Source organism: Nocardia sp. NPDC049707 (assembly GCF_040674855.1).
Classification (GTDB): Bacteria; Actinomycetota; Actinomycetes; order Mycobacteriales; family Mycobacteriaceae; genus Nocardia.
The window spans coordinates 66,892-81,636 of record NZ_JBFANN010000037.1 but is presented as its reverse complement, the minus strand read 5'-3'; the positions used below and the strand labels follow the sequence as shown (position 1 = coordinate 81,636).

The 14,745-nt window shown below is 65.6% G+C and carries 12 protein-coding genes and 2 pseudogenes; 9 read left to right on the top strand and 5 right to left on the bottom strand.

Going from position 1 to position 14,745, the window contains the following annotated elements:
• Positions 1 to 20 precede the first annotated feature (20 nt).
• The 4 genes and pseudogenes from AB0J29_RS27430 to AB0J29_RS27415 form a co-directional block, all read right to left on the bottom strand.
• Positions 21 to 392 (bottom strand): hypothetical protein, encoded by a 372-nt coding sequence (locus AB0J29_RS27430; RefSeq protein ID WP_364792257.1) that lies wholly within the window; start codon positions 390 to 392, stop codon positions 21 to 23.
• Between the two features lie 183 nt (positions 393 to 575).
• Positions 576 to 913: pseudogene (locus tag AB0J29_RS27425) on the bottom strand (DUF4158 domain-containing protein); the annotation flags it as partial.
• 356 nt (positions 914 to 1,269) lie between these two features.
• Entirely contained in the window at positions 1,270 to 1,833 is a 564-nt protein-coding gene (locus AB0J29_RS27420; protein ID WP_364792254.1) for a cysteine hydrolase, read from the bottom strand.
• Positions 1,834 to 2,171: 338 nt separating this feature from the next.
• A complete protein-coding gene (locus AB0J29_RS27415) occupies positions 2,172 to 3,581 on the bottom strand; it encodes a DoxX family protein (RefSeq protein ID WP_364792251.1) in 1,410 nt (469 codons plus the stop codon).
• Between the two features lie 188 nt (positions 3,582 to 3,769).
• On the opposite strand from AB0J29_RS27415, the gene AB0J29_RS27410 reads away from it, so the two are divergent.
• From AB0J29_RS27410 to AB0J29_RS27395, 4 genes and pseudogenes are all read left to right on the top strand, one after another.
• On the top strand, positions 3,770 to 4,465 hold the full coding sequence (locus AB0J29_RS27410; protein ID WP_364792248.1) for a response regulator transcription factor: 696 nt from the start codon (positions 3,770 to 3,772) through the stop codon (positions 4,463 to 4,465).
• A 10-nt stretch (positions 4,466 to 4,475) separates the two neighbouring features.
• Positions 4,476 to 5,564, top strand: coding sequence for a HAMP domain-containing sensor histidine kinase (locus tag AB0J29_RS27405; RefSeq protein WP_364792245.1), 1,089 nt, complete (start codon positions 4,476 to 4,478; stop codon positions 5,562 to 5,564).
• A 64-nt stretch (positions 5,565 to 5,628) separates the two neighbouring features.
• A pseudogene (locus tag AB0J29_RS27400) lies at positions 5,629 to 6,356 on the top strand (Tn3 family transposase); the annotation flags it as partial.
• A gap of 173 nt (positions 6,357 to 6,529) precedes the next feature.
• Positions 6,530 to 8,194, top strand: coding sequence for an amidohydrolase (locus AB0J29_RS27395; RefSeq protein ID WP_364792242.1), 1,665 nt, complete (start codon positions 6,530 to 6,532; stop codon positions 8,192 to 8,194).
• Between the two features lie 370 nt (positions 8,195 to 8,564).
• Here the strand turns inward: AB0J29_RS27395 and AB0J29_RS27390 are convergent, their stop codons facing one another.
• Positions 8,565 to 10,097, bottom strand: coding sequence for a helix-turn-helix domain-containing protein (locus AB0J29_RS27390; RefSeq protein WP_364792239.1), 1,533 nt, complete (start codon positions 10,095 to 10,097; stop codon positions 8,565 to 8,567).
• Between the two features lie 201 nt (positions 10,098 to 10,298).
• Here AB0J29_RS27390 and AB0J29_RS27385 point away from each other — a divergent pair, with 201 nt between their 5' ends.
• The 5 genes from AB0J29_RS27385 to AB0J29_RS27365 all read left to right on the top strand — a co-directional run bounded on the left by AB0J29_RS27385 (position 10,299) and on the right by AB0J29_RS27365 (position 14,728).
• Positions 10,299 to 10,784, top strand: coding sequence for a GreA/GreB family elongation factor (locus tag AB0J29_RS27385; protein ID WP_364792235.1), 486 nt, complete (start codon positions 10,299 to 10,301; stop codon positions 10,782 to 10,784).
• Between the two features lie 706 nt (positions 10,785 to 11,490).
• Positions 11,491 to 12,360 (top strand): NAD(P)-binding domain-containing protein, encoded by an 870-nt coding sequence (locus AB0J29_RS27380; RefSeq protein WP_364792232.1) that lies wholly within the window; start codon positions 11,491 to 11,493, stop codon positions 12,358 to 12,360.
• A gap of 142 nt (positions 12,361 to 12,502) precedes the next feature.
• Positions 12,503 to 12,943 (top strand): VOC family protein, encoded by a 441-nt coding sequence (locus AB0J29_RS27375; RefSeq protein WP_364792229.1) that lies wholly within the window; start codon positions 12,503 to 12,505, stop codon positions 12,941 to 12,943.
• A 259-nt stretch (positions 12,944 to 13,202) separates the two neighbouring features.
• Entirely contained in the window at positions 13,203 to 13,757 is a 555-nt protein-coding gene (locus AB0J29_RS27370) for a hypothetical protein (protein ID WP_364792226.1), read from the top strand.
• 272 nt (positions 13,758 to 14,029) lie between these two features.
• Entirely contained in the window at positions 14,030 to 14,728 is a 699-nt protein-coding gene (locus tag AB0J29_RS27365) for a helix-turn-helix domain-containing protein (RefSeq protein WP_364792223.1), read from the top strand.
• Positions 14,729 to 14,745 lie beyond the last annotated feature (17 nt).

Sequence of the window (14,745 nt, the reverse complement as noted above, 5' to 3'; positions counted from 1 at the left end):
GTTGCCCGAAGCGGCGTGGATCAACCGACCTGCAAAGGAGAACACCGACACAGAACAGGCAGCCTGACCTGTCTCATCGGGATTGACAGACTCCGCTGAGCGAAAAAACTGGCAACCATTCCACCCGCGATGGTGCCGCCAGACGCGAAACGGTATGGCAACAGCCCGAAAATGCCAGTGACGACCAGCACCGGGCTGATCACAAACAGGAACGGCCAATAGACCGTGAAGTTGGCGGCGAAGCGGCCACCCGCTTCGAGATCTGCTCCCGGCCCCGAGAACAGTCCGAGCCCGATCGCCAGCCAGGCCGCAGCCAGCGCGCCGACGGCAATGACCTGCAATATGTACGCGAGACGGTTCGAGCGATTCCACGACGTATCACGAGCAAACACGCGGTCACTATATCGACCAGTTATGTCCGATCAGGTGACCAAGTGTGGAGAAATCGTGCAGGTCCGGTAGGGACTCCGAAGTCGCGGAGCCCCAACCTGTTCAGAGGACATCGCGAGTACAGCAGGATCGGCGGCAATTCAGATACGCCCAGCGCTGGCCAATAGCCTCGCCAATGATGTTCGCCCCATGTCACGGGCGGCACAGTGAAGGCAGGTCGTTCGGGTCGCAGCTCGTCGCCCATGCTTACAGCCCTTTGAACATTCTCGAGCTGCTCGGCCAGCCTCGCCACCGCGACCGGCGGAGCGGTGACCACGCGGTCGGGCACGAACCCCAACCACGGCAACGTGCACAGCGCGATCGCGATACCGAGTCGATCGGCCGGACCATGACCGCGGCCGGGATCAACGAACGCCAGATCCGCCGGCGAGAGTGTGAAGAACCGGAACAACTCTTCGCGGCCGATCTCCGGGAACTCCCGCAGACGCGCCAACTCCCCATCCGCGAACACCCGCGTCGCCACGAATCCGACCTCCAACACCAACCAATAGCGTTGGGAGTCAAGCCAACCAGCAACCGACCACCACCGCAGGCCGAACCGGGATTCATCTGCGCTCAGCTGCGGCTACGCCATATCCGTTGGTTTTTCGGCGGTTACTACCGGGACCCCGTCTACCGCCCCAACCTCGTGTTTTCGGGCTGGACGATATCGTCGCGGCCCACCGGTACAAGGAGAATGACCAGGCGACCCGGAAGCTCGTCGTGGCGCCCTAGCCCTACCAGATGACCGGAAGCTGTTGCACGCCAGGGACTCCCCTGCCGTCCGCCGGTATCCGGACGTCGTCGTCATCGAATGCTGGCAGCAAGCGCCGTGACCATTCAGCTGTCGCGGGTTGTCGATGGTCTCCAACCGGCGCAGGGCACGACCTCGAACCCGCGGCTGGGGAAGACGGAGTCCATGAAGAAGTCGTGGATCGCCGGATCGCCGTCGGCGCAGCCGTCACGCAGGACGGTCAACCGGTAGTCGCGGTCTGCCGCGTCGTAGCACGTCGCGGCGACCATCGCGCTGGTCGCGACTCCGGCGACCGCGAGCGTATCCACGCCGCTCGCGCGGAGCACGAGGTCGAGGTCCGTGCCTGCGAACGCGCTGGCGCGGCGCTTCAGCACGACGATGTCCTCCTCGGCGCACGGCAGATCGATCTCCGTTCCGGCCGATCCCTCCCGGAAGGTGTCCCCGGCTTCGTAGAACGATCTGAGCATCGCGTTGCCCGGCGGCAAGTCGGACCCGTTGGGCCGGAAGGCGAATCGTACGAACACGACGAGAGCGCCGGCCGCCCGAGCGCGCGGGAGCAGTTCGGTGAGCGGCGGCACGACCTGACGGGCGAACGGGTAGCCACCCGTGATGCCGCGCTGGACGTCTCCGATGATCAGCGCGGTGGTCACGACAGGCTCCCGTCCAGCCGATCATCGCTGAACGGGGCGGCGGCGCGGCCGATTACCTTCGCGGTCGAGGGCAGCAACTGGATAATGTCCACATGCCCAAGCCTAAGACAGGTCTCCGGATACACCTTCCGCTCGCCCCGGCGTTGCGTGCCGTCGGCGCCCGTCATCGGCCTTGATCCGAATCCGGTTGCACACCACCGAAACCCGATCTGGGTTCACCGACCCCTGCGGCTGCTCGCCAGCGAGACGCCGTCAGGGCACGTCGATCTTCGGCATCACGCGGCCGTCGCCGGAACCCCCGACCATAATGGACACGCCGTTCCGGGTGACTCTGCTTGTCAAAGATTCGGACGGTTCTGCACCCAGTGGAACGGCGTGCTTCGCTGCGGGAAGCGGTTCGGGTCGATCCGGTCCAGTGCGAGTGTCACCTGGTGGCCATCCAGTTCGCCGGTCAGCACGGCTTTGTCAGGGGCGGGTTGCTGGAAGGTGAGCGTGCCCAACGGATTCCGAGTATCGTCGGGCCTCGCCGTCGATCCGGATTGCGGCGCCGCCGCGATCAGCCGGATCCGATGGGCGGCGGCGTCCACGTCGGCGGGAACGGTCACCAGGGTATCGTCCATCCGCTGGTAGGTGACCGCATTGGGATAGTCGAACACCACCGTTTTCCAACGGGTTTCGTCGGTGGTCAGCGGCGGCACCGGCCAGCCGTCGCGGGTGTACTGCGATACCGACCAGATGCCGTACAGCGGAGGTTTGGGGCGATCGGGCCCGCTACCACGCCAGGCGTGCCAGCCGCCGAGCACCAGCGCCACCGCGATCCAGCTGCCGAGCGCGACCTGCAGCAGCGCCGCGATACGCCGGGATCTCGTGGTGTGGAATGGATACGGAACGGCGGAAGGGCCGGTGGTGCGGTCGAGCAACAATGCTCGCATCAGCCGCCGCGCCTCGGGCGCCAGCAGCACCAACGACATCAGCAGAAAGTGTGTGGACGAAATCTTCTCCGGCACATCGAAGGTCATGTTCAGCACGACGATCTGCAGCGTGTTGATCAGGGTCAGCAGCACGCCGAACAGCGCGGTCCGCGGAATGAACAGCAAGATCGCCGCAGTGATTTCCGCGGCGCCGAGCAGCATCTCGTAGGGTCTCGACACACCCACCTGCGACCACAGCACAGCCATCGGCGTGAAGTCACCGTACTTGGTGAGCAGCGCGGTCAGCGAAGGCTGCGGCATCTGCGTCGGAATCGCCTTGGCCAAGCCGTAGCTCAACATCTGGCCGGCCAGCAACAGCCGGATGAGGAGGAGATACCAGCCCGCGAGCGTGCGATAGTGCGTGCGGCGCCGGTCCAGTACCGACCACACCGCTGTCCCGGCCACCGCCACAACCAGGATGCAGAACAACAGCACCCAGAAGATGGTCTGGTCACCGACGCCGTTCGGATACAGCTGTGCGGTAGTGCCGAACAGGTGCTGGCCCACCCAATTCAGGGCGGGCTGCAATTTCCGGATATGCCAGTACTGCGCGTCGTAGCCCAGCTGGCGGCCGAACCATCCGGTCAGTACGAAGACGATCGGTGGAGTCGACAAGCAGAACAAGCCGAAGTACAGGACGCAGAACCGGAACGCGATGCGGGTGAGCGGTCTCCACCCCGCCGGTTCGTGCCGTGTCGGCTCCGCCCCGGCGGTGGCGATGGTTCCGACTGCAGCGGGTGGCTGGCAGGGACCGGATCGGCCGAGAGTGCCGGTCACTGCTGCATCCTCGAGACTCGCGGGCCCACCGGCGTCGGCCTGGTCGCCGTCATCGCCGCGATCATCAAAACCCGCGTTCGTATTGCAATTGTGTGACTCATGGTGCCAGTCAAGGCACCGTGGTGTTGTCAGCCCGTAGGTGGTTTTCGGTATGCCGACGATATGCGCGGGCTCGTAGCATCCGGAACATGCGTGTATTGGTGGTCGAGGACGAGTCCTACATGGCAGAGGCCATCCGCGATGGGCTACGCCTGGAAGCGATCGCGGCCGATATCGCCGGTGACGGCGACACCGCCCTGGAACTGCTGAGCATCAACGCCTACGACATCATCGTCCTCGACCGCGACATTCCCGGACCCTCCGGCGACGAGATCGCCGAACGCATCGTCGCCTCCGGCAGCGGCATGCCGATCCTCATGCTCACTGCCGCCGACCGACTCGACGACAAGGCCACCGGGTTCGAGATCGGCGCCGACGACTACCTCACCAAGCCCTTCGAACTCCGAGAACTCGTGCTCCGTCTCAGAGCACTCGACCGCAGACGCGGCCACAACCGGCCGCCGGTGCGGGAGATCGCAGACCTTCGTCTGGATCCGTTCCGCCGCGAGGTCTACCGCGACGGCCGCTACGTGGCGCTGACCCGCAAGCAGTTCGCCGTGCTGGAGGTCCTCGTCGCTGCCGAAGGCGGTGTCGTCAGCGCCGAGGACCTCCTGGAGCGGGCGTGGGATGAGAACGCCGACCCGTTCACCAACGCCGTGCGCATCACAGTCTCGGCACTGCGCAAACGCCTCGGCGAACCCTGGATCATCGCCACGGTCGCCGGCGTCGGCTACCGCATCGACACCGCACCCGCTGCCGGACGTGAGGGAGCGGCCCGTGGATAGGGCGCCCGGGTTGAGTGTTCGTCTCAAACTCACCCTCAGCTACGCCGGATTCCTCATGCTCGCAGGCGTCTTGCTGCTCGCTGCCGTGTGGGTGTTCCTGCTGCGAGGCGTGCCCGCCGGTTATCTCGTTCCCGACCTCTCCAATGTCCCGCGCGTCCTCAACCCACACAACTTCGGCCCGACCGTCTTCGGCACGGCGGCAGCCGCAGTGCTGGCGTTCCTGCTCGTGTTCGGTCTCCTGGGAGGGTGGATTCTGGCCAGCCGCATGCTCGCCCCGCTGAATCGCATCACAGAGGCCACACGGATGGCCGCGAACGGATCGCTCTGCCACCGAATCCGGCTACCGGGCCGCCGAGACGAGTTCCACGAACTCGCCGACAGCTTCGACGGCATGCTCGCACGGCTGGAAGCACATGTCGCCGAACAGCAGAGGTTCGCAGCCAACGCTTCCCACGAACTGCGCACCCCACTGGCGATCACCCAGACCCTTCTCGATGTCGCCCGCAAAGATCCGAACCGCGACATCGGTGAACTCGTCGAACGCCTCCGCGCCGTCAACGCCCGAGCGATCGAACTCACCGAGGCATTGCTCCTGCTCAGCCGCGCCGACCAGCGGTCCTTCACCCGCGAACACGTCGACCTGTCCCTCATAGCGGAAGAAGCCGCCGAAACACTGCTGCCCCTCGCAGAAAAGCACGGCATCACCATCCACACCTCCGGAGAAATCACCCCGACCACGGGCTCACCCGCTCTCTTGCTGCAGATGACCACGAACCTCCTGCACAACGCCATCGTCCACAACCTCCCCGAACACGGCACCGTGCAGATCTACACCGCCATCGGCCCCGAGTCCGTCCTGCTCACTGTCGAAAACACCGGCGACGAACTCACTCCACAGCTCGTCTCGACACTCACCGAACCGTTCCAGCGCGGCACCGAACGCATCCGCAGTGATCATGCAGGTGTCGGCCTCGGCCTGGCCATCGTCGACAGCATCGCCCGAGCACACGACGGAACCCTCACCCTCACCCCCCGGGACGCTGGGGGCCTCCGCGTCACAGTGCAACTACCCGCCCCGCCACCGCACACCGGCGGATGAGTTGTCACGGATTCGGGCCGCCCGAAACAAGCTGACGCCCTTCTCTCCAGTCACCCCGATACTGGTCGAGAAGCTGGGGTTTGTGCGTGGCTCGGGTGCGGACACCCTGGACATGTCGGTGCTGCCGGCGGAGCGTCGCCGGTTTCTGGCCACGCTGGGCCGTCGCCTGACCGGTCAAGCCCTGGAACGGCGTGATCCGCGGCGGCGGTATGCGATTCTGCTGACGGTGCTGGCACAGTCGGCCGCCGATGTGCTCGATGAGGTGGTAACGCTGTTCGACCAGGCGCCGTCGGCGAAGTTCAGTGCCGCCGAGAACCGGATGCGCGAGGAACTCGCTGAATTCGCATGTGCGGCAGTTCACTCCGGCGGTGTTATCGGCGGTGCGCTTCGCCGGCGGCACCGCGGCGACCGAGCTGCTGATCGGTGGCCATGCTGCGCGAGCTGAACGCGACCGGCCGCCGCGAGGTGTTCGACGAGGCTCCGACCGGGTTCGTGCCGACCAAGTGGCGCGGCTACCTCGAGGAGGCCCGCAAGTCCGGCAATCCCACCGCCTACCGGCACTATTGGGAGCTGTGCGTGCTGCTCGGCTTGCGTGACGGCCTGCGCACCGGGGACGTGTTCGTGCCCGATGCGCGCCGCTACGCCGATCCGGCGGCGTATCTGCTCACCCCGGAGCAGCGGGAGCCTGCGCGCGCCGAATTCTGCCGTCTGGTCGGCAAATCCGCTGATCCGGCCCGCGCGCTGGCGGACGCGGTCGATGAACTGCACGCCTCGGTCGGCGAGACCGAACGTCCGAGCCGGATAAACCGGATCAGAGCAGGTCGAGGCTGTATCCGACCGAAACTTCGTCAGTGCTACCGGGACTCACACCACAACAACATCGACATCACGCATTTCCAGACCCTTCGTAGTATTGGACGTACGGCACCCCCGTGCTGGTACCCCTCATCTCTCGGAGGCTCCCGATGGAGACCCCAGCAGACCTCGTCGTCACCGGGGCGACGGTGTACACGCTCGACCCGCAGACGCCCACCGCCGAGGCGTTCGCGGTGGCAGGTGGGCGGATCGCCGCCGTGGGGGCGGCCGACGACATAGCGGCCCTGGCCGGACCGCGCACCGAGGTGCTCGACGCCGCAGCGATCGGCGGTCGGGCGGTGGTTCCCGGACTCGCCGACGTCCACATCCATCTCGGCCTGGGCGGTACTCAGGCGGTGTACGAGCTCATCCTTGTACCCACGGACTCTCTCGACACTGTGCTCGACAAGGTGCGCGAGCGGGCCGCGGGGCTCGGCCCAGACGAGTGGGTCGTCGGCGGTATCGTGGCCAGTCCTATCATCGACGTGCTGCGCGAGAAGCGGGCGATCGAGCGGCTCGACGGGGCCGCCGACGGCCGGGCGGTGGTCTTGCGCGACGAGTCCCTGCACAACCGGTGGGTGAGCTCGCGGGCCCTGGAGCTGATGGGGATCACCGAGAGCACTCCCGATCCCGACGACGGGAAATATGTACGCGACTCCGAGGGACGTCTGACGGGGGTGCTGGTCGAGCAGGCCTCGGTGGTCGGCGAGGAGGCCATGCAGGCGTCGATCATCGACCTGCCTGGTCGGCACCGCGTGGCGTACCGCCGCGCTCTGGAGATCGTCAACTCGTACGGCATCACCGCCGCGCAGGACGCGGCACTCCTGGAGTATGGGCTGGCGGCTCTCGCCGAGCTCGATGACGCGGGAGCGCTGTCGGCGCGCGTCGTCGGGTCTCTCCCCGTGCGTCCCTTCCTGGACGTGGGCCCGACCGGTGACCCGCTGCTCGCCGTGGCGCCGGGCTACCGTCGCGAGCGCGTCCGGCCCGACTTCGTCAAGCTCTTCCTCGACGGGGTGCCGATGACCCGCACCGCGCTCATGCTCGGTCCCTACCGCTGCCACGGCGACCACGAGGACCCTGCGTACCGCGGCGAGCCGTTCTGGAGCCACGACGACCTCGTCGGTGAGCTGCGGCGCTGTGCCGATCTCGGCCTCGGCGCGAAGCTGCACTGCGCCGGCGACGGCGCTGTGCGTATGGCGCTCGACGCTATCGAGCAGGTCCGCACGAGCCACGGCACCGGTCCGCGCTACCAGATCGCTCATGTCTTGTTGATCGATGAGGTCGACCTGCCCCGCTTCGCAGCGCTCGACGTCGTGCCGGACGCCTCGCCCTACATCTGGTCGCCGAGCCCGATGGTCGACAGCGTCGCCGAGCAGGTACCCGAGTCGACGATGTCGCGTATCTGGCCGTTCCGCGACTTCGTCGAGTCCGGGGCCCTGCTCGCCGCCGGGTCGGACTGGCCAGTCGTGCCACTGCCGAACCCCTGGCTCGGCCTCGGCACGATGGTCACTCGGTCTGACCCCGACAGCTTCTCGCCGGGACGGCTCAACGGTGCACAGGCACTGTCGGTGGAGCAGGCGCTCGCAGCGTTCACCCGCAACCCAGCGGTCGCGATGGGCCTCGGGGACATCACCGGCGCGCTGCGGCCCGGCCTGTCCGCCGACTTCGCCGTGCTCGACCGAGATCCGTTCACCGTCGATCCGGACGAGATCGCCCGCACCGTCGTCGCACAGACCTGGTTCGAGGGCCGACGGGTGTACAACCACGCGCTCTGAGCGCGAGCCGTTCCGCCCGTGGCCGCGCCTGGCTTAGCTCGCCACATGACGGGGGCCGAGGAGCAAATCCGGCCAGTAGCTCACCAAACCGCTCCCTGACCAGGGGTTACGCCATATCCCTTGTTTTTTCGGCGATTACTACCGGAACCCCTATTTCATCCCGTCTTCGGGCGAATCATGCGAGGGCAGAGGTGATTTCAAGTGCTGGTCGTTCACGCGAACCGTAAACTGATGTCCCGCGAAGCCGAACCGTTGGACTGCAATGCTGTCCAAACCCATACAACGGCGCAGCAGTGCCCTGAGATATGTCGTATCGGTGTACGAGCGGTTGTGGCCGTGCCGGTTGTACCTGCGGCCGGGGCAAGGCTCGCTACTCCGATCGAATCGACAATGCGATCAGCATCGCGATCCGTTTACCCGGGTCATCCATATCCAAATCGGTGATCTGTCTCATTTTCCTGATCCGATAGCGCACCGTATTGGGGTGAACCTTCAGCGTCTCCGCCGTCGCGTTCAGGTCGCCTTGTGCCGCCAGCCAAGCCTTCAGGGTGGGGATGTGTTGGGTGGCGTGCTGGGCGTCGTACTCGGCCAATCGCGCTACCGGCCCGCGCCCCGGGATCCTGCCGTTGGCGGCGACTGCTTTCAGCCGCTGTATCAGAATCCGGTCCCATGAATCGTCGTAGCAGACCGGAGTAGCGGCGCCGGCGCCGGCGTGCAACGCCATGCTCTCGTCCGCCTCCTGTCGGCTGGCGGGCAGGTCTCGTGCATCGGCGGTGCCTCCGATGCCTGCGACTACGTTGATGTGCGAGGGTAGTTCGGCGGCAAGGGATTCGATCCAGCGAAGTGCGGGCCCAGGGTCGTCGCCGGCGGGAATGACGGTGTACACAATATTTCCGAAGAGCGTGCTGCGGCCGATGCGGGACCAGCCGAAGCCTGTTGTGGCGCGTTCGAAGGCGAGCAAGATACCCGCGTTCCGTTCGGCGTCGGTATCTGCTTGGAATGCGATGACTCGAAGGTTGTGCGAGGGGATTCCCAGTTTGTGGGCAACCGCCTCGGCGTTCGCGGTGCCTTGGATCAGTTGAATGACGAGTTCCGACTCGACTTGACGTTCCAAGTCTGCGCTGACGCGGGAGCGTAGCAGATGCAGTCCGACGGTGTGGGCGCCATCTTTCAGGACTTGCGCCCGCACTTCGTCCAACGGCTCTTCAGCCGAAACCCATACGGAGCCGAGCAATTCCCGCCCTGCTCGCACAGCGGCCGCGGTGCGCCCGCGCAGACCATGGTCGAGGGAGGGGGGAACGTAAATCGGTGTATCGGAGCGGGCAAAGTGTGTGAAGACCTCCCGCTGGTCGAAAAACGCACGGACATGATCGGGGGTTCGGCGCCCGAGGATCGTGCTCAATCGAGCGGGGTCGGTATCGTCATGGGCACTCGAATACGCCATTACCCGGGACAACTGGTCCTCGATGGTGACCGGGGCGCTGAGCGTTGCCGCGATCGTGTCCGCAAGTGCGAAAAGGTCACTGGGGCCCCTGCCGGACTCTGTTTCTCGCCCTTCGAGTACCAACCCGTAGACGACCGAGGCGATCTGACTCCAGGAAACGCTCGGATCGACCAGTAGAAGTGCGCTGTCGGTACTGTGCAGCGCATCGACGAGTGCCCGGCTCATCGTCTCGGTGGTCCGAACCACCGCGAGTATTGCTCGCGCCTCCGCGGCCAGCGTGACACCTTCTTCCAGATTCGCCACCCCTACCGCGAGGAAAACATCGCCGAGCGACGCGTGCGGGCGAACCGGGTCATGTACTGCCACACTGTGCAACTCGCGATCGCGGGTGGACGTGCATCCGTACAGATGCGTGCCGTACCGCCCGAGGATGTTGATCAACCGATCCAGCTTGACCATCGTTGCCTGCCTCGGTTGCCACACACAAGGTTGCACTCTACGACATTGTCATATTTCTACAACCCAGGCTTCCAAGTTAGTCGGCCTGGAACAAACCATGAGACATCCCGCTGAGCCATGCTTCGGAGACAGGTGTTGGGTCCGATGCGTCGTTGTGGAGCGGTGCACCGGGTGGGGCGTAGTAGGAGCAGAGGGAACGAGATGACAGGAACGGCACTGGTCTGGTTGACCCAGGAGGCTCACGACCGACTGCACGGAGAGCTACGCGAGTTGCGCGCGGCAGGGCACGAAAGGCGATCGGTCGAAAAGGACGACGGGCCCAACGATGAAGGGGCGCCGGACATCCAGTGGCGGCAGACGCGCATACGCGAACTCGAGGACCTGCTCCTGCGGGCCGTGGTCGGCGAAACACCGCCGGACGACGGAATAGCCGAGCCGGGCATGGTCCTCACGGTCCGATTCGATCAGGAGGACGGGACCGAGACCTTCCTACTGGGCGTGCCGGACGGTTTCGATGGGGATGAATTGGAGGTCTATTCGCCCGAGTCGCCGCTGGGGCAAGCCCTGGCAGGTGCACGTCAAGGGGAAGCGCGCTCTTACCGCGTTCCGAACGGAGCCACCATGAAGGTGCGATTGATACAGGCGGTTCCGTACGGACAGCACAGACAACGTCGAGCAGCAGGCTGATGTGTCCCTGATTGCAATGGCTGCCGCATTTGCCGCATTGCTCTGGCTGGCCATTGTGGCCAGACGACTACCGCGCTCGCGATGCTCGACATGCGGCCACTCGAATTATGTGCACGACTCGACCGACGGACGGTGCCGCAGCAAATTCGGCACCGGCATCGACGACGACTGGGTGTACCGGAACCAAGACCTCGGTTGCCCATGCAGCCGATTCACCGCACCGCGCCGGCTGAGCAGGATCGGCTAGGCCAGACGGATTCACTCGGTTGTCGACTCGCCAGCAGAGAACCGCTCGACAAGCGGCATTGTCGAGTACTTCCGCAAACTGTAGCCAGCCTGTGGGTGGGCCGGCCGGGACAAGTTGTCCCCGATCCGGGCGCCTGAGTTGTTTCCGTTTGCGGTGGATGTCCGACGAGAACGCCGACCACTCCCGACTCCTGGCCGACAGCGCCGCAGACCTGCTCACCATTCTCGTCACGAATATGCGGGATGACCGCGCGAACCAGCCATGATCGCGACCCGAGGCAGGTGTGTTCGCCTTCGCTTTCGGTTGCTCGGGTGAAATCAGTTGGCGGGCTTGCCGAACCAGCGGGAGAGGTGGTCGTTCAGGTCCTGCTGGGAACCGGCCGAACGCAGGTCTCGAACTCGATACAGTCTGTTCGCTACACATTAGCTAGCGGGCCGGGTGTCGTTAGACTGAGCCACTATGACGCGAATCGGTTTCGTCGGCGTCGGGGATATGGGATCACGGATGGCGGCGCGACTACTGAGCGTGGGCCACCCGGTCACCGTATTCGATATCGCGCCCCAACGCGTCGCCGATATGGTGGCCGTGGGTGCGGAGGCCGCCACCACCCCGGCAGCTGCGGCGCGCGACGCCGACCTGGTGATCAGCTCGGTCATGTCGGCGGATATCCCTAGCGCACATCTGGCCGCCGACGGCATTCTGGCGGGACTGCGGCCAGGCACTGTGCTGGCGGTGACCTCGACCACCACACCCGCGATTCTCAACTCGATCGCCTCCGCGATGCCGCCGCGAACCCATCTGCTGGACGCCGCGCTTGTCGGCGGAGTCCGCTACGCCGCCGAGGGCGCGCTGACCGTCCTGCTCGGCGGCGACGAAGAGCCCGCAGCCGCCAGCGAGCCGATCCTGTCGTCGTTCGGGGAGGTCGTCCGCGTCGGACCACTCGGCTCAGGGGTCGCCTACAAACTGATCACCAACGTGGTGGTCATGGCTGCCGAAGCCGGGTTACGCGAAGCGCTGGACCTCACCGACCTACTCGGTGGCACCTACGCAACAGCTTTGGACCTGCTGGCTCGCGGACCGATGGCCGCGGTCGTGAACCGCGCACTCGACCGTGGCAACCCGAGACCGGTGCGCGCCTCCGCCGCCGACTTCGACGTACTGATCGATGCCGGCGGAGCGGAGAACCTGCCGATCTGCGCAGCCGCCCGCAAACGGTTATGGGCCGCCGCGACGGCCGCTGACTCACCGATGTTCTACGACCTGACAACCCACCTCACCGCGCTCCCCCGCTATCGCGGGCCGACGGTCGGGACGTCCACCACCTCGTGATGGGGTCGGCTCAGACCAGAGAATGGCCAGGGGGCTCTGGCCTGGTGGCGGCGAGGACGTTCGGCGGGATTGTGACGCCGTCGAAGACCACCTCGACACAGACATCCCGCATCTCACCGACCAACCACGAAAGGAAGCAGCGGTGACGAACACTGCCGACTTGCCCGCCCCTGAACACGGACTGCTGGTGACGCATTTTCTCACCGTGTCCGACGTGGCCCGCTCCCGAACCTTCTACGCCGACATCTTCGGTGGCCGGGTGGTGCTCAACGAAAACCCTTGCATCGTCAAGGTCGCCAACAGCTGGATCATCATGAACCCCGGCGGCGGACCCACCCCGGACAAACCCGATGTCGTCCTGCGCCCGCCCGAAGCGACCGATATCGTTTCGGCGTTTTTGAACGTGCGCGTGGCCGACATCGCTGCTTTCTATTCCGACGCGCGCCGCAAGGGCGCCGAGTTTCTCACCGAGCCCCTCGACCGCAAAGCCGAAATTCGCTGCTACATGCGTGACCCGGACGGCTATCTCATCGAAATCGGCCAAGCCACCGGCATGCTCGAAGGGATCTACGCCGACCTCTGAACAGTCACGTCTCGATATCCCGGTCAAGGTTGCGAAGATCCGGTTACGTCCTGCGCGAAGTCAATTCGGACCTGACCATCTCGCGTGCGGCGGACGACCGGCGAAGTGAACTCGAACATGATGCCGGCCTGGTGCACCGGCATGGCGCGGGCTGATCGCCGGGACGGAATGTGGCCAATTGCTTTCGCGCCGAAGAGATCTGAAGGCCGCTCGACGGTTCGAGCCGCACCGTGAATGACGCGATCGATACGGTGGACGCATGAATGACTGCGTCCACGGCGCCGATCTGTATCTCGACGAGTTACCGCCGGACGGCAAGGGGTTGTGGCGCGGTGAACTGCTCGACAGCCCGTCTCCCGGCCTGGCACCGGTACTCACCTGGTCACTGACTTTCTCGTGGCCTCTGAGCGGCTCGGTGGACGTGACCGTCGAAGGGATCCCTGCGAATGTGCCTTCTTGGCGCGAAATCGAAGGCATAGCGGTCGAATCCACCGAACTCGGTGAGCCGATCTACGCATGGCTGTACGACGCCGGTTGCCACTTCGAGTTCGAGTACGCACGCATTCGGGTCCTTCGTCAGGTCGGCACGATGGCACGGTTTGCCGTCGTGCTGACCGAAGCGGACGACTCGTTCAGCGTCACGCTTCCGCATGGCGAGATACTCGAGACCGACCAGATCCACACGACAGTGGATGCTGAGTTCGAAGGCATTTTCATGCACCTCACCGAGCATCGAGAGCTGGCCGAATTCACCGACCCTGCCGGTTTCGTGCTCGATGCCGACTCCGGCTTCTACCGGCTGGCCGACCCATAGGATTCGGCGCCACCGGCGCGAAGTAGTGGGCGTGGGCTTTGGGCAAACAGTGGTTCGCGGCCGGCAAGTTGGTCGAACATTGCTCATGGCCGGGTCTCTTCGCTGGGCAGTGCCTTGTCGAACAACCGCTTGCCCGTCGTGTCGAGACCGCCGGCAGTGCTCGTTCCCGCATCAATGCCGCAGCGGTGATCGCATAGTGAATTCTGAAATCTACTATCGAGCAGGGCCGTGCGTGCGAGTGCACGCGCAATGAAAAGGAAGGTGCGGCTCTCGTGCTCGAGAAATCAAGAGGCTCCGCCGGTTCGCAGACCCTGAGCCGCGGCATCCGCCTGCTCGAGATCCTCGCCGCGGCAGGCCGCGGCATGACGATCGACGAGCTCGCCGAATCCCTCGGCGTGCACCGATCGGTCGCCTACCGGCTGCTGCGCACGCTCGAGGATCACGGCCTGATCGCTCGTGACCCGTCGGGCCGCATCGCGCTCGGCGCGGGCCTGGCCGCGCTCGCCTCCGGCGTCTCGCGCGACCTGCAGCAGGCGGCGCTGCCGGAATTGCGCGCGGCCGCGGACGAACTGGGCATGACCTGTCTGCTGGTGGTGCGGCTCGACCGAGACGAGGCCGTCACTCTCACCAGCGCGGCGCCGGAGCACAGCGTGGCCGTCACCTACCGCCCCGGCCATCGGCACCCGCTGACCCGTGGCGGACCCGGCAAGGCGATCCTGCTCGAACTGCCGCAACAACAGTGGCCGCACGAGCTGCATGAGGAGCTGACCCGCAGTCGGGCGCGTGGGTTCGCGGTCAGTCATGACGAAGTGGTGCCGTCGCTGCGGTCGGTGGCCGTCCCACTCGTGGTGCCCGGTCAGCCCGCCGCATCGATCGCGGCCATCCACGTGTCGCTCCCCCGGCCCGAGGCCGAGATCGCCGAGCGCCTCACGGCGGCGGCCGAAGCCGTCGCCCGGACGCTGGGCGGCTAGAGCGGTCGGCGCACAGC

Excerpts from the sequence above, each read along its gene's own strand:
- AB0J29_RS27410 (WP_364792248.1), top strand. The coding sequence starts at position 3,770 with ATGCGTGTATTGGTGGTCGAGGACGAGTCCTACATGGCAGAGGCCATC.
- AB0J29_RS27395 (WP_364792242.1), top strand. The coding sequence starts at position 6,530 with ATGGAGACCCCAGCAGACCTCGTCGTCACCGGGGCGACGGTGTACACG.
- AB0J29_RS27390 (WP_364792239.1), bottom strand. The coding sequence starts at position 10,097 with ATGGTCAAGCTGGATCGGTTGATCAACATCCTCGGGCGGTACGGCACG.
- AB0J29_RS27385 (WP_364792235.1), top strand. The coding sequence starts at position 10,299 with ATGACAGGAACGGCACTGGTCTGGTTGACCCAGGAGGCTCACGACCGA.
- AB0J29_RS27380 (WP_364792232.1), top strand. The coding sequence starts at position 11,491 with ATGACGCGAATCGGTTTCGTCGGCGTCGGGGATATGGGATCACGGATG.
- AB0J29_RS27370 (WP_364792226.1), top strand. The coding sequence starts at position 13,203 with ATGAATGACTGCGTCCACGGCGCCGATCTGTATCTCGACGAGTTACCG.